A 24,165-nucleotide genomic window follows, 5' to 3' on the forward strand; every position below is an offset into this window, starting at 1 on the left:
CGGACGGGGCGAGCTACTGCGCCGGGACGAACTCCCCTGCCACCACGCGGCCCATCAGCTCCGTCAGGAGATCCACGCCGGCGAGCAGATCGTCGTCGTGGGTCAGCTCCTTTTCATTGTGGGAGATGCCGTCCACGCTGGGCACAAACAGCATGATGGTGGGGACGACGTCCTTCAGGTTGGTCGAATCGTGCCCCGCGAGCGTGCGGACCGTTCCGTAGGTCAGGTCCAGCGCCTCCGCGCACTTGGCGGCCAGCCGCATGCCCGCCTTGTCGTAGGACTTCGCCGCCCAGACGTGTTCGGCGCCGCGTTCGATCCGCACACTTGCCCTTCGCTCGATCTCCGCGACCCGGCGGTGCAGTTCGGCATCGGCGGCGGCCAGCACATCGGGGTCCGTGCTGCGCACGTCCACGAGCAGCTCCACCCGGTTGGCCACCACCACCGGCGAGTTCGGGTAGACCGTGAACTCCCCGCAGGAGGTGATGACGGAATGCTCGTCCGTGCTGAACTCGTCTGCAACCTCCCGCGCTGCGACCACCAGCGAGGAGGCTCCGAGCAGCGCGTCGTGCCGGTCGGCAATCACCGTGGCGCCGGTGTGCGCCTGCTCGCCGTGCACGATGAACTCGTATTTGTTCGCGCCCCAGGTGGATTCGACCAAGCCGATGGTCAGCCCGGCGTCCTCCAGGGACCGGCCCTGCTCAATATGGATTTCCACGTACGCCGAGATATCCAGGGAAAAGTCGCCGATGGTGCCGATCGCTTCCAGCGCCTCGCGGACGGTGGTGCCGTTCGGATCGGTGGTGGCAAGGACCTTCTCGGCGGGCAGTTTGCCGGTGAACACGGAGCTGCCCATCATGGAGGGCTTGAACCGGCACCCTTCCTCGTTGAACCAGTTGACGACGGCGATGTTGAACGCCGGTTTGGTGCCCTCCGCCGCCAGCCGCTGCTTGAGCCGGATCGCCGCGTGGGCTCCGGCCAGCACGCCGTAGGCGCCGTCGAAGCGCCCGCCCAGTGGCTGCGAGTCCAGATGCGAGCCGACGGCGATATAGGGAGCACCGGGCACCAGCTCGAGCAGCGCGAATTGGTTCCCCACCGCGTCGTAGCGGACCTCGAAACCGTGCCCCTCGACCAGCCCGCGGAACCAGTTCCGGGTCTGCCCGTCCGCAACGGTCCCGGCCTGACGGTCCACTCCCCCGCCGGCCGTGGCGCCGAACGTACTCATGGAGCGGAAGTCGTGCAGGAAGGACCCGGCGTCGTCACTGGACTTGCCGGCCTGCTGCGGGGCAGTGATGGTCATGATGGCACTCCTAGGGTCTGATTGTTCAAGAGGTACTCAGCGGACGACGTCGGCGCCGGGCTCGGGGCACGGACGGCGGCGCGGCTGGGGGCCGGAACCGAGGCGTTGCCCGCAGGGTTCGGGGCCGGAAGCGAGGCGTTGCCCGCGCCGGGAGCCGTGCCCGCGTCCAAGGTGTCGTAGGTGAATTCGCCGCCGACGATCGTGGCAAGGACCTCGAGCGCGGAGATGTCGGCAGCGTCGAGCGGGGAGCCGGACAGCACCGCGAAGTCCGCCAACTTGCCCCTGCGCAGCGTGCCCTTCTCGTTGGCCGCGCCCGTGGCCCGGGCGGCCCAGTCGGTGTAGGTCCGCAGCGCTTCTTCGGCGGTGAGGCCCTCGGATGCCCCGCCGAGGATCCGTCCTTGTTCGGTGCGCCGGTCCACCCAGGACTGCATGGCGCGCAGCACGTTGTTATCGGCCACCGGCAGGTCGGAGCTGCCAGCCACCAGGATGCCCGCGTCCACCAGCGAGCGCCCCCGGTAGAGCCAGCCCTCGCGCTCGGGGCCCACCAAGGCGGCAAACTGGTCGCCCAGCGGGCCGATGAACGCGGCCTGCGGGGCGACCGCGATCCCGGCCGCGGCGACGGGCGCCAGCTGGTCGGGCCGCGAGATGCCGAAGTGCTCAATCCGGTTGGGCAGATGGTTCCGGCCGTAGCGCTCCTGGCAGCCGATGATGATGTCGGTGGCCAGATCGATGGCCGCGTCGCCGATGGCATGAAGCGCAATCGGCCAGCCGGCCCGGTAGGCCGCGTCCACGCGTTCACGGTAGGCCTCGGGTGAATCCAGCAGGTAGCCCCTGGTGTGCTGGTGGCCGCAGTAGTCCTCGGTCACGGCCGCCGTGACGCCCAGCAATGAGCCGTCCATAAAGACCTTTACCGGCCCCAGGGACACCCATTCGTCGCCGAAGCCCGCAACCGCCCCGAGGTCCAGGCCCCGTCCGTTGCCGCTGCCGTGCATGTCGGCGGCGTTGGCCTCAAGCGGCCGCAGCGAGTCGAGCGCGGGCATCAGCTGGGCGCGGGCGTGGAGCTTGCCGGCCTGCTTGGCCTTCAGGTACGCCTGCACTTCCACCGGGCTGTGCCCTATCCAGCCGCCCCCGATGCCTGCCTCGGTGAAACTGGTGATCCCTTCGGCCGCGTAACGCGTGGTCGCCGCGTCCAACGCCTCGACGATCCGCTCCACCGGATACGGCAGCAGCAGGTTCTGGATCAGCTGCTGCGCGGATTCTTCGACGACGCCGGTCGGGTAGCCGTCCGGGCCGCGGAGCACGGCGCCGCCGGTGGGGTCGCTGAAGCCGGGATCGAAGACGCCAGCCAGGCGCAAGGTGGCGGAGTTGGTGATAGACAGGTGCCCCGAGACATGCCGTAGGTACAGCGGCCGGTCGCCCGTGATCTCGTCCAACCGTCGGATGTCCGGAAAGGCCCCGCCGTGGTGCTTGTGGTTGAAGCCGGTGCCGTTGACCCAGGCGCCCGGCCGGTCCTCCAGCCGACGGACCTCGGCGTCCAGCAGCGCGTACAGTTCCTCAAGGCCGCGCGCCTGTTCCAGCTCGACGGCGCCCAGGCCCAGCCCCCACCAGGTGGTGTGGCAGTGCGCGTCAATGAAGCCGGGCACCACGGCGGCACCGTCCAGCGATACTTCGCGGGCGGCGGTGCAGCCGTCAAGCTCCTCATCGAAGCCGACAATCCGGCCATTCAACACTCCGACGGCGCCGGCGCGGGGACGCTCCGATTCCAGGGTGAGGATTTCGGCGCCGCGCAGGATGAGGTCCAGTTTCATCGTGTCCCCTCCACCGCCGCCGCCAGAGGCTTGGCCCCATCCTGCGCAGCCAGCCCGGGTGAAGCCAGGCCTGCGATTTCCTCCGACGCATTGGCCGTGCCCGGCGGCATCGTCTGCGGATCCGTGACCAGGTGCAGCAGCGCCAGCCGGCCGCTGGCCAGGGCACGCTCCAGCGCAGGCCCAAACTCGGAGGTCGCTTCGACGCGTTCCCCGTGCCCGCCGAAGCTGCGGATCCAGTCGGAGAAGTCGGGGTTGACCATTGAAGTGCCGGACGGCCGGTCCGGGTAATGCTTGCGCTGGTGTTGGACGATGGTGCCGTAGATGCCGTTGTCCACCACGATCACCAGCGGAGCAGCGCCGTGCGCCGCCGCCACGGCCAGTTCCTGCGCATTCATCATGAAGTCACCGTCGCCGCAGACGGCCACCACCTGCCGGTCCGGTTCTATCAGCGACGCGGCGACGGCCGCCGGGACGGCCAGTCCCATGGCGCCGTTGCGCGGTCCGATCAGCGACCCGGCGCCGTGGTGGGTCAGGTAGCGGTGGCCCCAGAGGGTGGCGTTACCGGCGCCGTACGTCACCACCTTGTCCGCCGGCAGCCGGTCTTCCAGCACGCCGAAGGCCACTCCCAGGTCAACCCCGGGGCTGTGGTCCGGACGAGGCGTGGCGAACCGGTGCTGGTCTGCGGCGAGCGCGTCCATCCAGCCGCTGCCCCGGGTGCCGCGGACCGCTGCGGCAGGAGGAAGCGCGCCAACGAAGGCCGACGGCGAGACCGCCAGATGCTGGTCAATCCGGCCGGAGTGCATGGCTGCATCCGGATCCGGCAGCACCAGCACCGTCGTGGCGTCGAAGCCCTTGGTGTAACCGTCGCTGAGCACATCGCTCCGGCCGCAACCGATGAACAGCAGCAGGTCTGCCTCGTCCAGTCTGGCGGCCAGGGTGTCCGCCCGGCCGTAGCCGAGCCAGCCGGACCAAGCCGGCGAACCGTGCGGAACCACGTCGTAAGCCCGCCAGTCGGCGGCCACCGGTACGTGGGCCTCGGCTGCCCAGGCAGCGAGCTTGCCGCCGTCGTCGCCCCAGCCCTCGCCGCCGGCAATGATCAGCGGGCGCACGGCAGCGGCCAGCCGGCCGGCCAGTTCCTGCATCGCGGCCGGAGGCGGGACGGCTGTTGCCGACGCACGCGGCTGGACTACCCCTGCGTTGGTCGCTCGGACCAGCACATCTTCAGGCAGGCCGATGACCACTGGTCCGGGCCGGCCGGACACCGCCAATTGCATCGCCTCGGCCACCGTTTCCGCGGCGCGGTGCTCGTCGTCGAGCACCACCACGCGCTTTGCCGTCGTCGCGAACCAACCCTCCAGGCTGAACTCCTGGAACGAGTCCCGCCCCCGGTCCGCCACCGGGATCAGGCCGACAAAGAGCACCAGCGGCGTCGCGTCCTGCCACGCGGTATGCACGGCAATCATCGCGTTCGCCGCGCCCGGTCCGCGGGTGACCATCGCGATGCCCGGGATGCCGGTCTTGCGCCCCTCCGCCAGCGCCATGAACCCGGCGCCGCCCTCCTGGCGGCACACCACGGTTGAGACCGGCGAGTCGTGCAGCCCGTCCAGGACATCGAGGAAGCTTTCGCCCGGTACCGAATACACGCGCCGGACGCCGTGCGCCTCAAGTTGTCGAACAATCAGGTGGCCTGCGGACATGGCCATAGGGTGGTGCTCCTTCGTCAGGAAATTCGTCGTCGAACGTTGGAATCAGTGCTTGAAGCCGGGCAGGTTCACGCTCATGCGCGGCGCCAGCGCACCGGCCACGGCGGTGAACAGGCTCAGGAACACCAGCAACGCGGCGGCCGGCCACCAATGGTTTCCGGCGGCGGCTACGGTACCGGTGGCCAGCAGCGGAACGAAGCCGGAGAGCATGCCGGCGGTGTTGGAGGCGAACCCCACTCCGGTGTAGCGGGTGCGTGCCGGGAACAGACCGGTCAGCACCGTGCCGGAAGCCGCGTACGGGAAGGAGAGCGTCGCCACGGCGAGCACCATGCCGGTGACCACAAGCGCGTGGTTGCCGCTGTCCACCAGCAGGAAGGACGGCACCGCGGCCACGGCGGAGGCGATGCCGCCGAAAAGGATGACCCGGCTGGCACCGAACCGCTCGCCCAGTCGGCCGCCCAGGATGAGCACGGGGATTTCGACGATGGCGGCAATGATGCCGCCCAGCAGCATCAGCTGGGCGGGGTAGCCCAGGATGTTCACGCCGTAGTAGACCACAAACGCGGTGACTAGATAGAAGCCGCCGACGCCGAGCAGGGCCGCGGCCATGCCGATGATGATGTGCTTCCAGGACTCTCTCAGGGTGGTGCGGATCGGGGCCTTCTCCACCTGGTCGTGCTCCAGTAGCTCGGCGAAGACCGGGGACTCTTCCAGCCTGCTGCGAATGTAGAGCGCGATCAGCAGCATCGGGATGGCGGCCAGGAAGGGGATGCGCCAGCCGAAGGAGTTGAAGGTTTCCTGCGAGAAAAACAGCGTCATCAGGAAGAAGCCACCGGAGGAGAGAATGGTGCCGATCGGTGAACCGATCTGTGGCAGCGCCGCGTAGCGGGCACGGCGCTCCAGCGGGGCGTTCTCCACCACAATCGTCATGGCGCCGGACCACTCGCCGCCCACAAACAGTCCCTGGGCCACGCGCAGCAGCACCAGCAGCACCGGAGCGGCAATGCCAATGGCGGCGTACGTCGGCAGCAGGCCGATGAAACCGGTCACCACGCCGATGCCCACAATGGTGACCATCAAGGTCTTGCGGCGGCCGATTCTATCGCCCATCGCCCCGAAGAACATGCCGCCCAGCGGACGTGCCACCAGTCCGACGCCGAAGGTGGCGAAGGAGGCCAGCGCCGCCGCCGTTGCGTTCTCGTTGGCGAAGTACTGGACATTGAACACCAGCGCCGCCGCCGCGCTGAACAGGAAGAAGTCGTACCACTCCATGGCGGTGCCGATGAGGGCACCGATGGAAACCTTCATCGCCTCCTTGTCCGTGATCTGCCGGGTTGCCCCGGCCTCGAGGTTCAAGGTTTCTGACATGGTTCCTCCGTGTTGGGTGTTCAGGTGTTCCGCTGTGCCGGACGCCACAACGCGCCGATGACGCACACCAGCCTCCCAGAGTGCGCCGCGTCACACCCGCACGAAACGTTGCGGCTTTTCGCGGCTACGATGTGCAAAAGCACACGATAGGGGTAAAAACGCCATGGAAGCACCGCTCATGGAAAGGCACGACGATGATGCCTCCGCAGCCCGCTGGAACTACCTGCTGGACCAGCTGTCCGTGGACAGGCTGACGGACCTCTTCATCGAACGCATCCTCCAACTCGACGACTACCGGGACGGGGTGCTGCCGGCCAGCGAGATCCGCCGCACGGGGGCGGCCTCGTTCAAGGCGCTGATTGAGAGCCTTCGCCCCGGCGACGACAGTGAGCGCCTTATCGCCGAGCGGCAAGGCATTTCATTGGATGTTGGTGTCTCCCGCGCGAGGACCGGCATCCCCGTGGAGTCCCTGATGACCGCAATCCGCATCGACTTCACCGTGATCTGGGGCGAACTCATGGCGCTGGCGGATCCGGGCGATGCCGAGTTACTGGTGCGCCGGGCCGAAACGGTGTGGCAGGTGGTGGATTCCTACGCGGCGGAAACCCAAGCCATTTATATGGCGGAGCGGCAGCGCATGGCCCAGGAGGAATCGTCGGTGCGGCAAGGACATGTCGCGACCATATTCGGGCAGGTCGACCCGCCGCCGGAAACGCTCACCCGCATCGCCGACGAGCTCGGCATCGATGAAGCTGCTCCCCTCGTTGTCGCGGCAGCCACAACTGACGACGCCGCCGCGCTTCGTGTGGAGGTTGCCTCGGCTTCCCGCCGTGGCACGGAAATATTCACGCATCCCCTGCCCGACGGACTGGTCGCCTTCTGGGCAGACGATGACCGCCCGGGCAGCGCCGCACGCGAAACCACCGAGCACATCAAGAACATCCGCTGCGGCCTTGTCGCTCAGGTTGGCGGCCTCACGGATTTACGCGTCGCCGCTCAAACCGCCCGCGCCCTGGCGTCCTTGGCCGAAGACAGAGATCGGCAGGCCCTCACGATGCAAAACGCCTGGGCCAGGCTGGCCCGGCACCGCCTCTCGGAAACCGGGGTTCCCATCGTCCCCGACGTGGACGCCGCGCTGGGCCGGTGCGGAACGGTGGAACGGGCCCGGCTGGTGGAAGCGGTACGGTCCTACCTTTCTACGGGCAGCATCGCCCAGTCCGCAGACCAGCTCTTCTGCCACCGGAATACCCTGATGAACCGGCTGCGTCGCTTCACGGAATTAGTCGGTGTCGACGTGACCATCCCCCAGCAGGCCGCCCGCCTCGTCGTCGCTTGGTCCTGATCGAGCGACACAGCCAATATCGTTGGCCGGGCGCGCGCCACGCCTGGGATACCTCCGGATGGCTGGAGCCCTCAGGCCACGTGGAGCACGAGCACCCGGGCCAAGGACTGAGCGGAACGGCCGACGCGGTTGGCGCAGCAGCGCTGCCGGCAGCTTAACCCTGTGCTGCTACAGGAGCGGTGTCTTGATCAGCTTCTTGATAACGATTCCGTCCATGCCGAAACGAGCAAGCTCGCGGCCGACGCCGGAGCGCTCGACCCGCCGAAGGGCAAGTCAGCTTGAGGGTCCGGAGTGGAGTTGATAAACATCAAAGGACGCCGGCACGGTCCTGCACCATAGTATTGCGCCATGGCTCGAAGGCGCGTGAGCACTCTTCACTGCCTCCGCGACATCCTCATCACTTGCAGCCGGTATTTCTAAGAGAACTTCGCCCGTTGTCGGATTGATTGTCCTGTAGTAGCTCTTAAAGATTGAGCATACCCATCATCGACTTCGGTATTCCAGCACTCCCCGCCAACCTCAACCATCGATCATTGCTGTCGCCAATTAATGTCATTCCTGAGTCGAGCGGGTAGAATATTAATGTTCGAGATCAGACCGGAGATCCCGGCGTCTCGATTGAATTTCTAGGAGAAGAACCCGTGGCTTCACCAATGGCGCTGCAGTCTCAAATCTATCGATCGCTGCCGGACATGGAACGATCGGAGGCCATCGTCCGCCGGATCTCTACGGCAATCTCCTTAGGCATGCTGCGGGTCGGGGAACGCCTTCCGGTTGAGGCTGAGCTGTCAGAGATGTTCGGCGTCGCTGGCGCGACCCTTCGGGATGCCTTGGCAGAGCTGCGGGACCAAGGTGTGGTCGAAACCCGGCGGGGGCGCAACGGCGGCACTTTCGTGGTGAAGTTCCCTGCCACGCAGGAGGAGAACCTGCGCCAGTACCTGCGCGAGACCTCCATCGCCGACCTTCGCGATCTGGGCGACGAACAAACAGCCGTTGCTGCCGCCGCCGCCCGGCTGGCCTGCGACCGGGCAGATCCCAAGGACCTGGACCGGTTGGAACAATTGGCCCGCGGGCTTGAGCAGGCGGCTACCCCCGAGGTCCAAGCGCGGGCCGACAGCCGCTTCCACATCGAATTGGCGGTGGTAGCCCAATCGCCGCGGCTGACCAGCCAGGAGATCAGGCTGCAATCGGAAGTCGGGCAACTACTGTGGACTCCGCTGGCAGGCGTGTTCGATGCCCAGGCCGCCGCGCGTGAGCACTTGGGAATCGTGGCCGCAGTGCGGGAGGACGACCCCGACAGGGCGCAGCGCTTGGTCTTGGAACACATCCGCCGTAACACCTACCACTTGATCGATACCAAGCTGACCCTCACCCATGCCGGCGAAGAACAGGAGATTTCATGACCGCGCCAGCAACTTCTCAGGCCGCCGAGAGTGCCGCCGCCATCGAGGCATGGCTTAACGGGCTTTACCAGGACCTCCACACGTCGTCCAAGAAGGTGGGACAGCGCCTAGAGGAAAAAGTCTCCCCCGGCAGCAAAATGTCGCCCACTAAAATTGTGGGCATCGGCGAGATGGCGGAATCTTTCCTAAATTCGCATGACATTGCTGTGGGCGCCGGCGAGATATTCTCCTTGTCCGCCATAAAGGACTCCCAAGGCGTCCTGGAATGGTGGATCCGAAACAATTCCGGAAACATTGAAAAATTCGGTTTCGACCTGGCCCCGGAAGGTGATCGTTTCTACGATTACGAGAAGCTACCCTGGTTCTCCATTGCCGCTAAAACGGGACAGCAATCGATCGCCGGACCCTACGTCGACTATCTGGGGTTCGACGAATACATCGTCACCTGTGCCGTTCCCACCTACGTCCATGGCACGTTCATCGGTGTCACGGGATGCGACATCCGGGTCCGGGACCTGGAAAACAAGCTGATCCCGATCGTCCGCCGCATTCCGGGCGATGCAGCCCTCCTCAACGACCAGAACCGCGTAATCCTGGGCAATTCGGGACGCTTCATTGTCGGTGAACGGATCAAGTCCGCGCCCGCAGGGTTCGGGTTCCTTCCGCTGGAGGTACCTAACCTGAACTTGCGGTTGATCTGCGCGACCGAGTAGCCGCGGAGATCAACGCTCAAGCATCTACTCGATCAGCCGATCGTCCGAGGGCTCTGGCACCTCCGTTCCGGCGCTGTTCGTGCCTGCTCTGGCGGACGAACTCGGCAAACAACGCCATCCGGTCATCGGCGTTGCCGCCCGAATCCTCCGGGTGCCACTGCACGCCAACCACCCAGGTCTTGCCCGGATGCTCGGTTCCTTCAACAACACCGTCGTCGGCAACGGCCGTCACCGTCAGTTCCGCGCCGACCTGCCCTACTGCTTGGTGATGCCCCGACCGGACCGTCAGCCGTTCACAGTCCATAATCGAGGCCACCTTTGAGCCGGGGAGCAATCGGATGGACTCATCCAAAAACATCGGTTGCCCTGGTCCCCCGCGGTGCAGGTGCCACGGGTCAAGATCGGGAATCAGGGTACCGCCGCAAGCCACGTTCAGCAGCTGCGAGCCGCGGCAGATGGCCAGCATCGGCTGGTCCCTCTCGAGTACTCCCTGGATCAGCTCCAGGCAGTACTCGTCCGCTCGGCGGTCCACGCCGTAGGAGTTCGGCACCGGATCATGGTGGCCGTACAGCTTGCCGTCCACGTCTCCGCCGCCCAGGAAGAGCACGCCGTCGAAGTCCGCCAGCTTCGCGGCCGGCATGAATTCCGTGGCCGCGCTGTCCACCAGCTCGGCGCGCGCACCGGCGGCCAGCAGCGTCTCGAAGGCTGTCCGGGTGAACCGCTCCATGAGTTCCAACGTCTGGTTCGTCATCCCGGGAAAAGTCAGGGAAACGACGACGCCGATGCGCGGCGCGTCCGCCGGCAAGTCGGCGAACCCGGCCGGCAGCACGGCCGCGGGGTCAACCCGGAGCTCCTCCCCGCTCACCGTGCACCCGCCCCGGTCAGTCCGCTCTCGGCGGTAGCACGGCGCCGTGCTGCCGCTTGAACCACCCAATGGAACAACGCGTGGTCGCTGGCATTGGTCTCCGCGATGTCCTCCGGATGCCACTGGACGGCCAGCATCGGCGCTCCTGCAACTTCCACCGCTTCCACCACACCGTCCGTTGCGGTGGCGGTGACGGTCAGTCCCTCGCCCAGTACTCCAATCGCCTGATGGTGGTAGGAGGAGACGTCCGCTGTCGCGCTCCCGACGACCTCGGCCAGCAGTGAACCTGCGGCGACCCGGACCGGATGGACCGTACCCTTGTGCTGCACCTCCCCGGGTGCGAGGTGCTGGATCAGAGTTCCGCCGCGACCGACGTTCAACAGCTGCAGGCCGCGGCAGATGGCGAGCAGCGGCACGTCCGTGGCGAGGCAGCCTTCGATGATCCCGGTTTCGTAGTCGTCCTGTCCGTCGTAGTCGGTGGGCCAGTAGTGCTCATCGGGCTCGGCACCATACAGGGACGGCGCCACGTCGGCTCCGCCGGGCAGTACGACCCCGTCCAGCCGGGCCAGCTGTTCCGCCGGGCTCTCGCCGGTACCCGGAAACATGATCAGCGGCTCGCCGCCGGCACGAACAATGCAGCGGAGCACCGCGGCGGCCACGGCGACGCCGTCGTAGCGCAGTCCGTGAACGGAATTGGACCACATGCCCGGCACTCCAATCAAAGGCCGTCTCATGCCGGCACCTCCGTGCTCAGCGGGAACGGCAGGTGCGGCATCCACTCGGTCCACACGGCCTCCAGCCTGCCGTCGGAGACGACAACGCCCAGTGCGCGGTTGAGTTCGGCCAGCAGCTGCGGGTTGTCCTTCGCCACGCCGATGCCCCAGCGGTTGCCGGTCCGGGCGGTGAAGGCCACGTCGTATGCCGGGTCCTCCCCCAGCGGAACGGTCACGACGTCGTCGTCCACCATGGCGTCCACCTCGCCGTTGCGCAGCGCCGCGAGCATGTCACCGAAGACGTCGTCGCTGGCGCCGAACGCTACCGGAATGATCCCTGGGAAAGTGGAGGCGAGCCGCATGTTTGCGCTGCCTTCGATGGCCGCGACCCGGTATCCGGAGAGTTCCTCCGGTGAACGTGCCGGATCGCCCTTCCGGACCAGGACGGTCTCGTCGAACACCGCGTACGGCTCGGTGAAGTCCACTATCGCCTGGCGTTCGGGGATGATTCCCTGACCGCACCAAACGGCGTCGACCCGGTGGTCCCGCACCGCCGGGAGCATGTCGTCCCAGGCCATGAACGCCCACTCCACCCGCAGGCCCATGGCGGAGGCGACCAGTTCGGCCGCTGCCGGTTCGTATCCGCGGCGGTTGCCCTCACTGTCCGCCAAATTGAACAGCGGCGGCGCCTCGGAGTCGATGCAGGCCAGGCGCAGGGTCCTCGGGGTCAACGTGCTGACGGCGCTCACGGGATGGTCTCCCAGTACATCTCGCGGTCCCACTCGGTGATGGCACCGCAGTAACGGGCCCATTCCTCCTGCTTCAGCTGCGTGTAGATCGCCACCAGGTCCTCGGGCAGCGCCGACGTGAGGTAGGTGTCGGACACGAACGCATCGATCGCGTCACCCAGCGTGAGCGGCAGTTGCCCGCCGACCGGGCCGCCGGCACCGCCGTCGGGCATTCCGGGATCAAGCTGGCGGTCCAGCCCGTCCTGCATGGCCGCGATCAGCAGTGTGTGGGACAGGTAGGGGTTCACGGCCGCATCCGGCACGCGGTACTCCATCCGGCCGTTCGAAGAGATGCGGATCAGGCAGCCGCGGCTGTCGAGTCCCCAGTTGGCCAAGCTCGGCGCGAACTGGCCGGCATCCCAGAACCGCTTGTAGGAGTTCACCGTGGAGGCCATGACGGCCATCGACCCCGGGGCGTGGGCGAGCATGCCGCCGATGGCGTGCCTGGCCGTCTGTGAGACGTGCAGTTCCACCCGGCCGGCGTCCTCGGTAACGTTTGTGTCGCCGTCCCACAGGCTCAGGTTGTGATGGCAGCCGTTACCCATCTGGCCGTTGTAGGGCTTGGGCATGAAGCTGGCGGTGACGCCGAATTCGCGGGCTACCTGCTTGCAGATCTGCCGGTAGGTCACCAGCCGGTCGGCGGTGTTTTCCACCCGGTCGTACATCCAGTTCAGCTCGAGCTGGCCGTCGTCCTCGTAGTCGCCTTCAATCATGTCCAAGCCCATGGCCTTGGCGTAGGTGACCAACTTTTTGTAAATGGGGCGCATCCGCTCCAGGTTCTCCACCTGGTAGGCGGGGCTGGTGCCGGGCTTCTTGACAACCTCCAGACCGGGTCCCTCCCACGTCATCTCCGGTTCGGTCCCGGAACGCACCTCGAAGCCGGTGCGGGCGGTGAACGCCTCGTGTGAGCGGATCAGCAGGGACCGGGTGTCGATCGGCATCAGGCGGCCACCGACCTCCGGAAGATGCGGAGGCTCGTAGGCGGTGCAGAAAATCCGGGCGACCGAGGTGTCCCAGGGCAGGACCACGAAAGTGTCCGGCTCCGGCAGCGCCCAGAACTCGCGGGCCTCGATGCCGCCGCCGATCAGGTTGCCGTGGCGGTCATTCTGCAGGTCCGACAGCGCGGTGCGGTGGAAGCAGATGCCCTTCTCCAAGTTGCGGCGGAAGTGATTGGCAGGAACCATTTTCGCTACCATGCGCGAGCCAATGGTCGGCAACGCATAGTAGACGTATTCAACACCGGCTTCTTCGATCTTGCGGCCAAGTTCGCGCACCGTTTCGGGGCGCAGGTTGCGCTCTTGGTGGCGGGCAAAGGCATCGCGGTCGCTCAAGACAGCCAGCATCTCGGTCGCGGCCTCGTCGGGGCGTACAGGGGTTAGTGTCATCTCAGTTTTCCTTCGGGTCTGTGGCCAGTCCGTTTTAGACGGCGGCGAGCTGGGAGGTGGCAGGCAGGCCGGCCTCGGTCACGAGCTTCCGGTAATGCAACTGGCGGTCGGCGGGCAGTGCGGAGGTAACGGCACCGATCAGCCGGCCGCCGAGGTAGTAGGCAAGGGCAGCACCGTCGGCGGGCCGGGACGGGTCCCCTTCAAGGACCTCGATCCGGTCTGCGACGGCTGGGCTGCCTACGCCCTGAACGCGGATACCGAAGATGTCCGTCCAGAAGGAGGGCAGCGGCACAGTCGGTTCCGGGGTTTCCATTCCGTTCAGTCCGGCAACCAAGGCCGGTGCGGCGATCTTGGCGGTGTCGGCAGGTGTGGCCCAGTGCTCAACGCGGCGTGGGCCGGTGCCGGCGCGGCGGTCCGGGTAGCGCGCCACGTCGCCGACCGCGACCACGTGCACGGCCCCGAACACCCGCAGGTGCTCGTCGCAGAGCACGCCGTCAGTCAGGTCCAGGCCGTTGCCAGCCAACCAGTCGACGTTTGGCTTGGAACCGACAGCCTCGATTACGGCATCGGCCGGCACCTCTCGTCCGCCGGTCAGGCGGACCCCGGTGCAACGCTGCGGCCCGTCGGCGCCGTCGTCGTGCCAGGTGAATGAGGAGACGCGTTCCCCTGAGACGCACTCGACGCCGCGTTCGGTCAGGAAGTTGCGCATGCCCTCGCTCAGCTCGCGGCCGAGCGTGTGCTGCATCGGCCCGCTGCTACCTTCGATCAACGTCACCCGGCAGCCCAGCAGCGTGGCCGTGGCAGCTGCCTCGCAGCCGATGAATCCTGCGCCGACCACCACAATCCGGGCATCCGGGCGTAATTCCCGGTGCAGGCCCAGCGCGTCCTCCAGCGTGCGGATGACGTGCCGGCCATACAGCGGCCCGGGAACCCGGACGCGTGCCGGCCGCAGCCCGGTGGCGATCACCAGTCCGTCGTAGCTCACGTGCTCGCCAGAAGCGAGGGCGAGGGTCCGGTGCGCGAGGTTTGCGCGAGTGACCGGTGCTCCGAGCTTCCAGTCAATGTCGGCGGCGGTGCGGCGCTGCCGCAGAGTCACGGACGCCAGGGCTTCCTGCATCGAGCCGGGCGACTTCAGCAGTTCCTTCGAGAGCGGCGGCCGGTTGTAGGGAGGATGGACTTCTTCGCCGATCACGAGGATCTCCTCCTCCCAGCCGGCCGACCGCAACTGTTCAGCGGCACGTAAACCTCCCATCGAGGCTCCGGCGATGGCGATTCTGCGGGCCATGATCAGTCCTTGAGGAAGATCGCTTGGACGGGGCAGACGTCGATGGCTTCTTCGACCTCGTCCAGAAGGGAATCGTCGAACGTCGGCTCGTACTCGAGGACGCCGTCCGGGTTCATACGGAATACTTCCGGCGCGGCGATAGCGCACTGGCCATGGTTGTCGCACAAGCTGCGGTCGACATCAACGGTCTTCATGGGGTCCTGCTTTCTGTTAGTGCTGAAGTGCTGGGTGGTGCTGAAGTGCTAGTGGTGCTGTCTACGGTTTAGGTGCGCTTGGTGAAGCCGATCGGCAGGCGGATGGGCCCGGTGTTGCCGGAATCGGGCAGCCACTCGTCCCCCCCGGCCAGGTACGGGGCAGCGATGCGGCTGGCCAGCAGCGGCAGGGCCTCGCTCATATCCGCTCGTGCAACGAAGTGGCCCAGACAGTGGTGCACGCCGCCGCCGAAGCCGTAATGCGGCGCATGCTCGCCGAGCAGATCCATCTCCGGGTTGGGGAAGGCCTTCGGGTCGGTGCCGGAAGACTGGGTGAAAAGGTGTACCGTCGTGCCCTTCTCAATGAAGAGGTCCTGATAGGTGAAGTCCTCCACCGCTTCCCGGGTGACCCAGGTGACCGTCGGGTTAATCCGCATGACCTCTTCGACGGCCTTAGCGCCCAGTTCCGGGCGCTCCGCCAGCAGCTCCCACTGCTCTGGGTTGCGGATGAAGGACTGCATCGCCAGTCCCAACTGGTTGCGGGTGGTGTCCATGCCGCCGAAAATCAGCAGCACCAGAGCGTTGCGCAGCTCTTCATCGCTAAGCCGGTCTCCGTCGCGGCTGGCAAGTACCAAACGGCTGACAAAGTCCTCGCCCGGGTTTGCCTGGCGATCCTTGATCAGCTCGTCGGCGTATTCGTAGAGCTCCGCGACTGCCGCCTCCACCTTGTCCAAGTCCCGCTTGAACGTCACGCCGAGGGCCAGTCCAACAGTGGAGGCCAGCCGGGCGATCGTCGGCCACTCGCTCTCCGGAATCCCAAGAAGGATGGTGAGCACCCGAGTGGCATAGGGCTCGGCGAAGTCGCGGATAAACTCGCACTCGCCCTTGTCGATAAACGCGTCGATCAGTTCGTTGGCTAGGGCCTGGAACCGCGGCACCAGGTCCTTGATCAGCCGGGGCGAGAATGCCGGGTTAAGCAGTCGGCGGATGCGGTGGTGGTCCTCGCCTTCCAGCACCAGCAAATTCTTGGTCCACCAGTCGTAAAACAAGCCGCCGTGGACCCCGTTGTGGGCCGGCCATTGGGCGCTGCCCTGCTTGAGCTTGGGGCTCTTGAGCAGCTTGCTCACCTCGTCGTACCGCAGCACGGCGATGCCGTAATTGGTCCTCGCGTACCAACTGGCCTCGCGTGCGTTGCGCAACTCTTCGGACTGCATAGCGAACGACGGATCCGAAATGTTCAGGTACGGGACGTCAACAGTGGGCGTACTCATGGATGGAACCTATTCCTCATCTTGCTATCGGTGAATTGCTGGGCTGGAAGGCCCGGGCTGTAGTGCTAGGCAGACAGGGCCGCGGAGGGTATGGCATCTCCCGCGGGTGCGTCCCCCTTCAGATATGGCTTCTTCCACGTCATGTAGAGCAGGCCGATAACCACGACCCCGACCGCCGAAATCAGCACAATGTAGTTGGCGAACCAGCCCGCTTCCGGAGTCCTTGGCCAGGCCATGTTGATCATGCCCAACACACCCCACGCGAGAGCCGCGATGTTGACCGGGATGCTCCAGACCCCGAGCCGGAAGGCCCCGTTGGGCTTCCACCCCTTCAGATGGGCCCGCAACGACGCCAGGACGACCATCTGGAAGCCCATGTACATACCCATCGCTGCGAACGAGATGATGGTGACCAGCGCGTCTTCGGAGACTTTGGAGCCAACCACGATGATCGCCGGGACCAGGCCGGCCAGCAGCAGAGCGTACGGCGGCACGTGCCGGGTCTCGCTGAACTTGCTGAGCAGTTTGCTGCCCGGCAGAATTCCGTCGCGGGCCATCGAGTAGGCCAGCCGTGAGGACGCTGCCTGCAGGCTCAGCGCGCAGGAGACAAAGGAGATCAGCACGACGGCGAGCACCACCTTGAAGCCAACCGGTCCGAAGGCACCCAGCAAGGCGCTACCGATAGGGTCGGAATTTTCCCCGGAGATCACGGCGCCGAAGTCCGGCACGGCCAATATCAGCGACAGACAGACGAACATGGCAGCGAAACCGCCAATGTAGATGGTCATGCGCATGGCCTTGGGGATCCGCACTCCGGGGTTCGGCACCTCTTCGGCCACGTCGCCGCAGGCTTCAAAACCGTAGTACTGGTAAATGCCGATCAACCCGGCAGCGGCGAAGGCGATGAAGTAGTTGCTGCCTTCACCCGCGCCGAAACTCTGGAACAGCACGCTGAGGTCGTGCTCTCGGGCTGTTGCCAAGAGCCAGACACCGACGATGAGAGCCCCGCCGAGTTCCGCCAACAGGCCCAGCATGGCTACCTTGCTCAACACCTTGGTCCCGCCGAGGTTTAACACGGTAGCCAAGGCAATGACCACCAGTGCCGAAACGATCACTGAGTCGACGGTGCTTTCCATCCCCAGCAGCAGGCTGAGGAACGGCCCGGCCCCATACGAGACGCTGGCGATGGTCGCCAGCAAAGCACAGAGGTAGACCCACCCGTTCATCCAGCCCCACTTGCGGCCCCACAGACGGCGAGACCACGGGTAGACGCCGCCTGCGACGGGGTAGTTGGAGACAACTTCCCCGAAAACCGTGGCAACCAGCAACTGGCCGATGCCTACGATCACCAGGGACCAGAACATCGGCGGGCCTGCCATCCCGAGAGATGCCGCGAACAATGAGTAAATCCCCACCACCGGGGACAGGTAGGTGAAGCCCAGGGAGACGTTCCCCCAGAACGTCATTTCGCGCTTAAATTGCTTCTCATACGAGTAGCCAAGGCTGGCAAGGTGCTCCGCGTCTTCATCGACGTCCGGGCCTCCAGCGGGTCTCGTCATTTCGGCTGACATTGCGCTCCTTCAAAAACGAATGGTCAGTGCGGTGAACGGGTCGTGAGAGCTGCCTCCGCCGCGGTGATCGACATCACAGTGAGGGCGATCACAAAAACCCTACAAATGAATGTTTTATTTGGCAAGCACTTGACCGAAAGTGATGCTGGAAGCCGCGCAGCCACGAAAAACGGCCCCCCAAAAAGGGCTCCAACCAATACATCCGGTAGCGAGAGATATCTCCCCGCGCGCGTACCGCACCCGGCAGCGGCTATGTTGTGCAGACCAACTTCCGCGAGGGGGCGCCGCCCGTTGTGTCGTGACCTAGGACCTGGTGTGTCCGACGTAACATCTAAAACATCTGAATTTTAACGTTTAATTCCCGCAAAGATCGTGAGTTCATGGTGCTTCAACCTGCCGCGGATGCCGAGACATCCCAGCCAATAACCCGGCCCCGAATTCTTGTCACCTGTTCCCTAAGCGGACCTAAGAACGACCAATGGTTGACCGAATCCTTAACCGACTACGCCCGGAACATCGGCCACGAACTGCACATGCAGGAGGCAGACTTCCTACTCCTCGACGTCGGGACTCCTGCTGCGCAGGCGATGGACGCGGCAGCCAGTCTCGACGGGTTTGATGGCCTACTGGTTCTTGGGGGCGGGGATATCCACCCCTCCCTCTACGGACAGCCACCAGCCGCAGCGCCGGGATATGGGGTGGATGCACGGGTCGATGAAGCAGAGATTGCGCTGGTTCGAAGCGCGGCCGCTTCGGGGCGGCCGGTGATGGGGATTTGCCGAGGCCTGCAGGTCATCAACGTTGCCTTCGGCGGCAGTTTGATTCAGGATCTGGGCCCGGATTCCATTCATCAGGTACACACGGAAGCTCCAGGCATGATCGGCCATGACGTCAAGGTCAAGCCGGATACCCTGCTCGCCACCGCCTTGGGCGCGGAAAGCATACCGGTCCTCTCCGGCCATCATCAGGCAGTTCAAAATCTCGGCACCGGGATGGTCACCGCTGCAGAGGCCCCAGACGGGATAATTGAAGCCATTGAACACCGGGAGCACTGGATACTGGGAGTGCAGTGGCACCCCGAAGACCCCGGGACGATCTCGGGGCAACTCGCCTCACTGCTGCGCCTATTCATAGATCGGTGCCGGAGCGGCTTGCCGCCAGCGCCCGAGCCGGGCGGGCACACACTCGTCGCCTGAAGTCCTCGCCTTAAAAACACCACTCCCTCTCCTTGAGGTATCGAAAGGTGAAGATCGTTGAAGCGATCCGAATCTAGAGAATGACGAATGCGTACTCGGGCCGTTCGGACTGCCGCGGCCCGAGTACGGACACGAAAGCGCAGGCCCTGCTCATCGGCCTCGCTCCTTCCGACGGCCTTGTCCTCTCGATGTTGCGGGAAACGTGACGGATCTCTCCGCTTTTGACTTGCCACACCCGACCTGATGCTATTGAGGAAGGCCAACCGGTGTTATTGGATCTTCGGTTGGCCGCTCCGAATCGCTCGCGCAGGCATCCTCGCCTGCCCGCGGACACGGTGCCCGTCTCCCCCTCGGGATTGATTATTCAGGGCCCGGCGCCTTCCTGCGCCGCCAGTGTCATACCGCTGCGCACCTAGCGCCTTTGTGCACCGCCACCGGTGCGCCGATACGGCCGTTCCGTGGATTCGGAGTGTCGAGCCTGACGGAAAGATCCAATGAATGAGGAGATGCATTTAATATGCGAGTCGGAATCATTGGTGCAGGACCCAGCGGCATGGCCCAACTGCGCGCGTTCGAATCAGCCCGCAAACTCGGAGCCGAAATCCCGGACATTGTGTGCTTCGAAAAGCAGTCCGATTGGGGCGGACAGTGGAACAGCAGTTGGCGCACCGGCCTCGATGCCGCCGGTGAGCCCGTGCACAGCAGCATGTACCGGCACCTGTGGTCGAACGGGCCCAAGGAAGTCCTCGAGTTTTCCGACTACACCTTTGATGAGCACTTCGGCCGACCCATTTCCTCTTTCCCGCCGCGGGAAGTCTTGTTCGACTACATCGCCGGACGCGTGGAGAAATCCGACGTCCGCAAGTACGTCCGGTTCAACACCGTGGCCCGCTGGGTCTCCTACGACGAGGAGTCCCAGGAATTCACAGTCACGGTCGAGGACCTCGCGGCGCACCGCACCGAAACGCACGTTTTCGACAAGCTCGTAGTCTCCACCGGCCACTTCTCCTACCCGAACGTGCCGGCGTTCAAGGGCATCAACAGCTTCCCGGGTGAAGTACTCCACGCCCACGACTTCCGCGGCGCCGAGCGGTTCGCCGGCAAGAACCTCCTCATGATCGGCAGCAGCTACTCCGCCGAGGACATCGGCATGCAGGCCCACAAGATGGGGGCAAAGTCCGTCACGTTCAGCTACCGCAGCGGCCCGATGGGCTTCGACTGGCCGGAGTCGGCGGTCGAGCGCCCGCTCGTGACCCGCTTCGAGGGCAGCACCGCGCACTTCAGCGACGGCACTGACGGCGAGTTCGACGCCGTGATCCTGTGCACCGGCTACCTGCACAAGTACCCGTTCCTGCCCACCGAACTGTCGCTGCAGTCGCCGAACCTGCTCTACCCCGGCAACCTCTACAAGGGCGTGGTCTGGCAGCAGAACACCAACCTGTTCTATCTGGGCGCGCAGGACCAGTACTACACGTTCAACATGTTCGACGCGCAGGCATGGTTCGCCCGCGACGTGATGCTCGGCCGAATTGAACTGCCGTCGCTGCAGGAACGCCAAGCGGACATCCAGGCCTGGCTGGACCGTCAGGACGCACTCCCCGACCACGAGGCCGAGGCCGATTTCCAGACCGACTACCTGCGCGACCTGATCGCCCTGACGGACTACCCCGAGTTCGACCTGGACGCCGTCGCGGTGCTGCTCAAGCAGTGGATGAAGGACAAAGAAGAGAACATCCTCGGCTACCGGGACATGATCCACCGTTCCGTCATGACCGGAACCATGGCCGCCCGGCACCACACCCGCTGGATCAACGCCATGGACGACAGCATGGCGCGCTACCTCAGCGGCCCCTCCGAGGACATGGACACCGGAGCGCTGGCAGCCCTAACCGGGGACACCAGGCAAGCCGCCGGCAGGTAAGACCCGCCAATAACCGCGGACGACGGCGGGTGGCCCGGGAGCGTTGCTCCCCGTCACCCGCCGTCGTCACCTCCAGTGCCCCCACTAAACCCGGGGCACAAGTGTTCACCCCGGTGGCCCAGCGCCTAGGGCCCGTTCCCGCCTGTTCCGTAGATGAACTCCTCGGCGTGGGCCACGGCCTTCTTGAACGAGTCGTTGCGTAACGCCGCCTGTTCCGGGCCGCCGTTGACGCTTTCGGTGTAGTTCGTGAAGCCCGGCCGCAGCGCCCAGATGCCGCCGGCCGGCGGCAGGTAGAACACGGCGAACGAGCGGTGTTCGCCGTCGTCGTCTTCCCACACCGGGACGACGGCGACGGCGGCGCCGGTATCGACGTTGATCCACTGCGCGCGCGGCCGCGGCTGGCCTTCCTCGAAGACGCTCGGGTCCAAGAACGGCGCGGTCCCCGGCCCCCAGCGCTCCTCGAACCGTTCATGGAAAACGGGAAACAGGTGATGGTCGTACCGACGCCAGCTGGAAACAGGCATTGATCCTCGCTTTATCGAAAGGGAAATAGCAGCCACTCAGGCCACACGGTATCCTCGGGCTCCGGTCGTGGGAAGCCGAGGTAGACCGGATCCGCCACCTCGGTGGCCGGGCGCACTCGCGGGACAGGGCGCGGACGCGTCCTGGGCGTCGGCGGCCGTCCAGGCGAAGCCGCCTGCCCGGCGCCGGGCGAAGCCGCCGTTGGGTCGCCGCGGCGGCCGCCGGACGACGCAGACGCCGTTTGCCCGCGTCCGCTGCCCACCCGGCGTCCGCGGTCGTAATCCGCGCGGCGGCCCACGTCACCCAGGACGGAGTAGGCCTGCAGGATGGTCCCCATCGCCAAGCCGTCAGCACGCGACCGCGGCGCATCGCCGTCGTGGTTCAAATCAGGATGATGCAGGCGGAGCAAGGCCCGGTAGGCACGCCGGATGTCCGCATCGCTGGCGTCGGGCGCCACACCCAAGATGGCGTAGAAGTCGGCGTCACCCATGCTGGCCTCCCTCCTGCTGCCGGAAGCGTTCGCCGCTCATGGCCAGCCGGTGGCTCCGCCCGCGCCCGGGCGTCACCACCGGCTGCGATCCCACAGGTCAGGCGTCGATCATCTGCTTGGTGTCTCCGCCTTTGATCTCGATCTTACGCGGCTTGGCCTGCTCGCGGATGGGGATCCGGAGGGCCAGCACGCCGGCTTCGTAGTTCGCCGTGACCTTGTCCGTATCCAGCGTGTCGCCCAGGATCAGTTGGCGGCTAAACGTGCCGCTTGCCCGTTCGGCGGCAACGACTTCCTTGCCGTCCTCGATCTTGGACTTGCGCTCCGCAGCAACCGTGAGGACATTGCGTTCAACGTCCAGGTCAATGGTGGACGGATCGACGCCGGGCAGGTCGAGTTCGACGACGAACTCCTCGCCCTCGCGCCATGCATCCATCGGCATCGCCACCGGGCGAGCCTGGTTTCCGAAGACCTGCTGGGTCAGGCGGTCCAGCTCACGGAAGGGATCAGTTCTCATCAACATGGCAGCCTCCTTCAGTTCTTCTTCTCGGCGCTCACTAAATCTATGTTCGAGCGCATAGATATTATGACTCTGCGCTACTATGTTTGCAAGTCGGTTTTGGGAGGAATTTTGGCACGCGAGAAGAAGCAGCAGCCGCGGACGGACAAGGGCGTCTACGGCATCTCCGTGGTCTCCGACATCGTGGGCGTGGGCGAGCAGACCCTGCGCCTGTACGAACGGCGCGGCCTGCTGGAACCGGAGCGCACGGCGGGCGGCACGCGGCGGTACAGCCAGGACGACGTTGACCGCCTCCGCCGGATCGGCGAACTCGTGGACGACGGCGTGAACCTGGCCGGCGTCGGCAAGGTCCTGGAGCTGGAAGAGGACAACGCTTCGCTGCACCGGCAGCTCAAAGCCGCCAAGGAACGTGCGGCCGGACAGGAGCAGCCCGAGGAGCCGGAGGAAACCACGCGGCCGGCCTGAACGCCTCCCCTCCGCCGGGCACCCGGAGTAGGGTCGACACCGGGGACTACTGCGGAGCAGAACCGAACAAAGGACCACGCTCATGGGACTGCGAAGCGCGCTGTTCGCCGCGCAATACGATGCTGCCATTCGCCGCGAGCCGGCGGAGCTCGCGGCGCACCGCAAGGCCTTGCTGTCCGGCGTGAGTGGGATTGTGTACGACGTCGGTGCCGGCACCGGCGCGAACCTGCCCTACTTCCCGCCGGGGTGCTCCGTGACGTTGGTGGAACCGGACCCGAACATGCGCAAGCGGCTGGAGTCCAGGGTGGAGTCCCACTCGGCAGCGGTGCGCGTCGTCAATGCGTTGGCCGAGGACCTGCCGGCCGAGGACGCGAGTGTGGATGCGGTGGTGTTCACCCTGGTGCTGTGCAGCGTCCCCGACCAGGCCGCGGCCCTGGCCGAAACCAAGCGCGTGCTTAAGCCAGACGGCAAGCTCCTCTTCCTGGAGCATGTCCGCGGCCCGGGCGCGCACGGCAAGGTGCAGGATTTGCTGCGGCCGGTGTGGTCGTTTGCTGCACAGGGCTGCGAGCCCAACCGGAATACCGCGGCGGCGATCACTGCCGCGGGCTTCAGCGTGGCGATGCAGGATAAGTTCGCCGTCGGCCCGGCCTGGCTCCCTATAAATCCAATGGTGGCGGGCACGGCAACGCCCGGAGCCATCCGCTAGGGAGTCTCCGGGCGCAGCGCGGCGCAGCCGCTTAGGCGGAAGATTGGTTACCCGAAGCCGCCGAGCTTGTCCTTCATGCCGCCAAGCTTCTCGCCCAATCCCCCGGGGAGCTTGCCGAGGAGCGCGTCGACGTCGATGCCCAGCTTGGACAACAGCCCTGAGTCGCGCTCGGTGTCCACCTTCTGCGGCAGTTCGGCATCTGCCGCAACTGCCTGGTCCTCGTTTCCCTGCTGCTTGAGGAAATCGATGATCTGCTGCTTGTCGATCTGCATGGGTTTTTCCCTTCGCTAGCGTGTCAGCGTACTGTCCACTCTCCTCGCGGCGGGCAGGTGTGGCAAGGGCTCGAGACGGCAGCCAACGCCGGATGGCATACTGTTTGGACTCCATAGCGCCGTGGAAATCTCGTGGACAGGCACGCTAGACATGGCAGGGCATTTCGAAGTGATCAAGGCGCCCGACGGCGGCTACCGGGTCAGAATGCTGGACGGCAAGGGGAATCTCATGGCCGAATCGGTGACCTATCCGTCCCTCCAGCAGGCCAAGGACGGCATCGAGCTCGCACGGGAAATCGCCGGCACCGGCCGCGTGATCGACCGAACGGACGGCACAGCAAATACTTAGACGGCGCAGCTGACGGCTTCGTTG

At 65.6% G+C, this 24,165-nt stretch carries 24 protein-coding genes; 8 read left to right on the top strand and 16 right to left on the bottom strand.

The annotated features are described in order from the left end of the window. Positions 1 to 13: 13 nt before the first annotated feature. The 4 genes from AC5RVG_RS15480 to AC5RVG_RS15495 are packed head-to-tail and all read right to left on the bottom strand — an operon-like array spanning position 14 to position 6,176. Positions 14 to 1,297, bottom strand: a complete 1,284-nt coding sequence (locus AC5RVG_RS15480) for a M20 family metallo-hydrolase (RefSeq protein WP_494014532.1) — start codon at positions 1,295 to 1,297, stop codon at positions 14 to 16. After that, positions 1,294 to 3,105 carry an amidohydrolase gene (locus AC5RVG_RS15485; protein WP_494014533.1) on the bottom strand — a complete coding sequence of 604 codons (1,812 nt, stop codon included), beginning with the start codon at positions 3,103 to 3,105 and terminating at the stop codon, positions 1,294 to 1,296. Before AC5RVG_RS15485 ends, AC5RVG_RS15480 begins: the two co-directional genes overlap by 4 nt. Next, entirely contained in the window at positions 3,102 to 4,808 is a 1,707-nt protein-coding gene (locus AC5RVG_RS15490) for a thiamine pyrophosphate-dependent enzyme (RefSeq protein ID WP_494014534.1), read from the bottom strand. The genes AC5RVG_RS15485 and AC5RVG_RS15490 overlap by 4 nt, the downstream gene beginning before the upstream one ends. A gap of 45 nt (positions 4,809 to 4,853) precedes the next feature. Further along, entirely contained in the window at positions 4,854 to 6,176 is a 1,323-nt protein-coding gene (locus tag AC5RVG_RS15495) for an MFS transporter (protein ID WP_494014535.1), read from the bottom strand. A 163-nt stretch (positions 6,177 to 6,339) separates the two neighbouring features. On the opposite strand from AC5RVG_RS15495, the gene AC5RVG_RS15500 reads away from it, so the two are divergent. The 3 genes from AC5RVG_RS15500 (at position 6,340) to AC5RVG_RS15510 (ending at position 9,634) form a co-directional block, all read left to right on the top strand. Beyond that, positions 6,340 to 7,518: an RsbRD N-terminal domain-containing protein gene (locus tag AC5RVG_RS15500; RefSeq protein WP_494014536.1), complete on the top strand. Its 1,179-nt coding sequence runs from the start codon at positions 6,340 to 6,342 to the stop codon at positions 7,516 to 7,518. Positions 7,519 to 8,159: 641 nt separating this feature from the next. Continuing rightward, positions 8,160 to 8,921 carry a FadR/GntR family transcriptional regulator gene (locus AC5RVG_RS15505; RefSeq protein ID WP_493968499.1) on the top strand — a complete coding sequence of 254 codons (762 nt, stop codon included), beginning with the start codon at positions 8,160 to 8,162 and terminating at the stop codon, positions 8,919 to 8,921. Beyond that, positions 8,918 to 9,634 (top strand): cache domain-containing protein, encoded by a 717-nt coding sequence (locus AC5RVG_RS15510; RefSeq protein WP_494014537.1) that lies wholly within the window; start codon positions 8,918 to 8,920, stop codon positions 9,632 to 9,634. Before AC5RVG_RS15505 ends, AC5RVG_RS15510 begins: the two co-directional genes overlap by 4 nt. 16 nt (positions 9,635 to 9,650) lie before the next feature. Here the strand turns inward: AC5RVG_RS15510 and AC5RVG_RS15515 are convergent, their stop codons facing one another. The 8 genes from AC5RVG_RS15515 to AC5RVG_RS15550 all read right to left on the bottom strand — a co-directional run bounded on the left by AC5RVG_RS15515 (position 9,651) and on the right by AC5RVG_RS15550 (position 17,703). Continuing rightward, complete coding sequence (locus AC5RVG_RS15515; protein WP_494014538.1) at positions 9,651 to 10,499, bottom strand: gamma-glutamyl-gamma-aminobutyrate hydrolase family protein; 849 nt, start codon at positions 10,497 to 10,499, stop codon at positions 9,651 to 9,653. Continuing rightward, positions 10,496 to 11,233 carry a gamma-glutamyl-gamma-aminobutyrate hydrolase family protein gene (locus AC5RVG_RS15520; protein WP_494014539.1) on the bottom strand — a complete coding sequence of 246 codons (738 nt, stop codon included), beginning with the start codon at positions 11,231 to 11,233 and terminating at the stop codon, positions 10,496 to 10,498. Before AC5RVG_RS15520 ends, AC5RVG_RS15515 begins: the two co-directional genes overlap by 4 nt. Continuing rightward, positions 11,230 to 11,961, bottom strand: coding sequence for an ABC transporter substrate-binding protein (locus AC5RVG_RS15525; RefSeq protein ID WP_494014540.1), 732 nt, complete (start codon positions 11,959 to 11,961; stop codon positions 11,230 to 11,232). Before AC5RVG_RS15525 ends, AC5RVG_RS15520 begins: the two co-directional genes overlap by 4 nt. Beyond that, a complete protein-coding gene (locus tag AC5RVG_RS15530) occupies positions 11,958 to 13,385 on the bottom strand; it encodes a glutamine synthetase family protein (protein WP_494014541.1) in 1,428 nt (475 codons plus the stop codon). Before AC5RVG_RS15530 ends, AC5RVG_RS15525 begins: the two co-directional genes overlap by 4 nt. Before the next feature lie 34 nt (positions 13,386 to 13,419). Next, positions 13,420 to 14,670: an NAD(P)/FAD-dependent oxidoreductase gene (locus tag AC5RVG_RS15535; RefSeq protein ID WP_494014542.1), complete on the bottom strand. Its 1,251-nt coding sequence runs from the start codon at positions 14,668 to 14,670 to the stop codon at positions 13,420 to 13,422. A gap of 2 nt (positions 14,671 to 14,672) precedes the next feature. Then, positions 14,673 to 14,864, bottom strand: a complete 192-nt coding sequence (locus tag AC5RVG_RS15540; protein ID WP_493968506.1) for a ferredoxin — start codon at positions 14,862 to 14,864, stop codon at positions 14,673 to 14,675. A 68-nt stretch (positions 14,865 to 14,932) separates the two neighbouring features. After that, a complete protein-coding gene (locus AC5RVG_RS15545; protein WP_494014543.1) occupies positions 14,933 to 16,132 on the bottom strand; it encodes a cytochrome P450 in 1,200 nt (399 codons plus the stop codon). Between the two features lie 65 nt (positions 16,133 to 16,197). Further along, complete coding sequence (locus tag AC5RVG_RS15550) at positions 16,198 to 17,703, bottom strand: APC family permease (protein ID WP_494014544.1); 1,506 nt, start codon at positions 17,701 to 17,703, stop codon at positions 16,198 to 16,200. Between the two features lie 482 nt (positions 17,704 to 18,185). Here AC5RVG_RS15550 and AC5RVG_RS15555 point away from each other — a divergent pair, with 482 nt between their 5' ends. Together AC5RVG_RS15555 and AC5RVG_RS15560 are read left to right on the top strand one after the other, a co-directional pair. Then, positions 18,186 to 18,899 carry a gamma-glutamyl-gamma-aminobutyrate hydrolase family protein gene (locus AC5RVG_RS15555; protein ID WP_494014545.1) on the top strand — a complete coding sequence of 238 codons (714 nt, stop codon included), beginning with the start codon at positions 18,186 to 18,188 and terminating at the stop codon, positions 18,897 to 18,899. Between the two features lie 517 nt (positions 18,900 to 19,416). Next, on the top strand, positions 19,417 to 20,820 hold the full coding sequence (locus AC5RVG_RS15560) for a trimethylamine monooxygenase (protein ID WP_494014546.1): 1,404 nt from the start codon (positions 19,417 to 19,419) through the stop codon (positions 20,818 to 20,820). Positions 20,821 to 20,945: 125 nt separating this feature from the next. Here the strand turns inward: AC5RVG_RS15560 and AC5RVG_RS15565 are convergent, their stop codons facing one another. The 3 genes from AC5RVG_RS15565 to AC5RVG_RS15575 all read right to left on the bottom strand — a co-directional run bounded on the left by AC5RVG_RS15565 (position 20,946) and on the right by AC5RVG_RS15575 (position 22,352). After that, positions 20,946 to 21,344 (bottom strand): hypothetical protein, encoded by a 399-nt coding sequence (locus AC5RVG_RS15565; protein ID WP_494001623.1) that lies wholly within the window; start codon positions 21,342 to 21,344, stop codon positions 20,946 to 20,948. An 11-nt stretch (positions 21,345 to 21,355) separates the two neighbouring features. Further along, positions 21,356 to 21,832 carry a J domain-containing protein gene (locus AC5RVG_RS15570; RefSeq protein WP_494014547.1) on the bottom strand — a complete coding sequence of 159 codons (477 nt, stop codon included), beginning with the start codon at positions 21,830 to 21,832 and terminating at the stop codon, positions 21,356 to 21,358. A 97-nt stretch (positions 21,833 to 21,929) separates the two neighbouring features. Then, complete coding sequence (locus AC5RVG_RS15575) at positions 21,930 to 22,352, bottom strand: Hsp20/alpha crystallin family protein (RefSeq protein WP_494014548.1); 423 nt, start codon at positions 22,350 to 22,352, stop codon at positions 21,930 to 21,932. A 108-nt stretch (positions 22,353 to 22,460) separates the two neighbouring features. Between AC5RVG_RS15575 and AC5RVG_RS15580 the strand changes: the two genes are divergently transcribed. After that, on the top strand, positions 22,461 to 22,814 hold the full coding sequence (locus tag AC5RVG_RS15580) for a MerR family transcriptional regulator (RefSeq protein ID WP_494001625.1): 354 nt from the start codon (positions 22,461 to 22,463) through the stop codon (positions 22,812 to 22,814). Between the two features lie 82 nt (positions 22,815 to 22,896). Then, the gene (locus tag AC5RVG_RS15585; RefSeq protein ID WP_494014549.1) at positions 22,897 to 23,520 is read left to right on the top strand and encodes a class I SAM-dependent methyltransferase; all 624 of its coding nucleotides are present in this window, start codon (positions 22,897 to 22,899) and stop codon (positions 23,518 to 23,520) included. 47 nt (positions 23,521 to 23,567) lie between these two features. Here AC5RVG_RS15585 and AC5RVG_RS15590 read toward each other — a convergent pair whose 3' ends face one another. Then, positions 23,568 to 23,792, bottom strand: coding sequence for a hypothetical protein (locus tag AC5RVG_RS15590; protein WP_494001627.1), 225 nt, complete (start codon positions 23,790 to 23,792; stop codon positions 23,568 to 23,570). Between the two features lie 151 nt (positions 23,793 to 23,943). On the opposite strand from AC5RVG_RS15590, the gene AC5RVG_RS15595 reads away from it, so the two are divergent. Continuing rightward, positions 23,944 to 24,141 (top strand): YegP family protein, encoded by a 198-nt coding sequence (locus AC5RVG_RS15595; RefSeq protein ID WP_494001628.1) that lies wholly within the window; start codon positions 23,944 to 23,946, stop codon positions 24,139 to 24,141. The last annotated feature ends 24 nt before the right edge of the window (positions 24,142 to 24,165 follow it).

This window comes from Arthrobacter senegalensis, assembly GCF_059091765.1.

Excerpts from the sequence above, each read along its gene's own strand:
- AC5RVG_RS15480 (WP_494014532.1), bottom strand. The coding sequence starts at position 1,297 with ATGACCATCACTGCCCCGCAGCAGGCCGGCAAGTCCAGTGACGACGCC.
- AC5RVG_RS15485 (WP_494014533.1), bottom strand. The coding sequence starts at position 3,105 with ATGAAACTGGACCTCATCCTGCGCGGCGCCGAAATCCTCACCCTGGAA.
- AC5RVG_RS15490 (WP_494014534.1), bottom strand. The coding sequence starts at position 4,808 with ATGGCCATGTCCGCAGGCCACCTGATTGTTCGACAACTTGAGGCGCAC.
- AC5RVG_RS15495 (WP_494014535.1), bottom strand. The coding sequence starts at position 6,176 with ATGTCAGAAACCTTGAACCTCGAGGCCGGGGCAACCCGGCAGATCACG.
- AC5RVG_RS15500 (WP_494014536.1), top strand. The coding sequence starts at position 6,340 with ATGGAAGCACCGCTCATGGAAAGGCACGACGATGATGCCTCCGCAGCC.
- AC5RVG_RS15510 (WP_494014537.1), top strand. The coding sequence starts at position 8,918 with ATGACCGCGCCAGCAACTTCTCAGGCCGCCGAGAGTGCCGCCGCCATC.
- AC5RVG_RS15520 (WP_494014539.1), bottom strand. The coding sequence starts at position 11,233 with ATGAGACGGCCTTTGATTGGAGTGCCGGGCATGTGGTCCAATTCCGTT.
- AC5RVG_RS15530 (WP_494014541.1), bottom strand. The coding sequence starts at position 13,385 with ATGACACTAACCCCTGTACGCCCCGACGAGGCCGCGACCGAGATGCTG.
- AC5RVG_RS15535 (WP_494014542.1), bottom strand. The coding sequence starts at position 14,670 with ATGGCCCGCAGAATCGCCATCGCCGGAGCCTCGATGGGAGGTTTACGT.
- AC5RVG_RS15540 (WP_493968506.1), bottom strand. The coding sequence starts at position 14,864 with ATGAAGACCGTTGATGTCGACCGCAGCTTGTGCGACAACCATGGCCAG.
- AC5RVG_RS15545 (WP_494014543.1), bottom strand. The coding sequence starts at position 16,132 with ATGAGTACGCCCACTGTTGACGTCCCGTACCTGAACATTTCGGATCCG.
- AC5RVG_RS15550 (WP_494014544.1), bottom strand. The coding sequence starts at position 17,703 with ATGTCAGCCGAAATGACGAGACCCGCTGGAGGCCCGGACGTCGATGAA.
- AC5RVG_RS15560 (WP_494014546.1), top strand. The coding sequence starts at position 19,417 with ATGCGAGTCGGAATCATTGGTGCAGGACCCAGCGGCATGGCCCAACTG.
- AC5RVG_RS15565 (WP_494001623.1), bottom strand. The coding sequence starts at position 21,344 with ATGCCTGTTTCCAGCTGGCGTCGGTACGACCATCACCTGTTTCCCGTT.
- AC5RVG_RS15570 (WP_494014547.1), bottom strand. The coding sequence starts at position 21,832 with ATGGGTGACGCCGACTTCTACGCCATCTTGGGTGTGGCGCCCGACGCC.
- AC5RVG_RS15575 (WP_494014548.1), bottom strand. The coding sequence starts at position 22,352 with ATGTTGATGAGAACTGATCCCTTCCGTGAGCTGGACCGCCTGACCCAG.
- AC5RVG_RS15585 (WP_494014549.1), top strand. The coding sequence starts at position 22,897 with ATGGGACTGCGAAGCGCGCTGTTCGCCGCGCAATACGATGCTGCCATT.
- AC5RVG_RS15590 (WP_494001627.1), bottom strand. The coding sequence starts at position 23,792 with ATGCAGATCGACAAGCAGCAGATCATCGATTTCCTCAAGCAGCAGGGA.
- AC5RVG_RS15595 (WP_494001628.1), top strand. The coding sequence starts at position 23,944 with ATGGCAGGGCATTTCGAAGTGATCAAGGCGCCCGACGGCGGCTACCGG.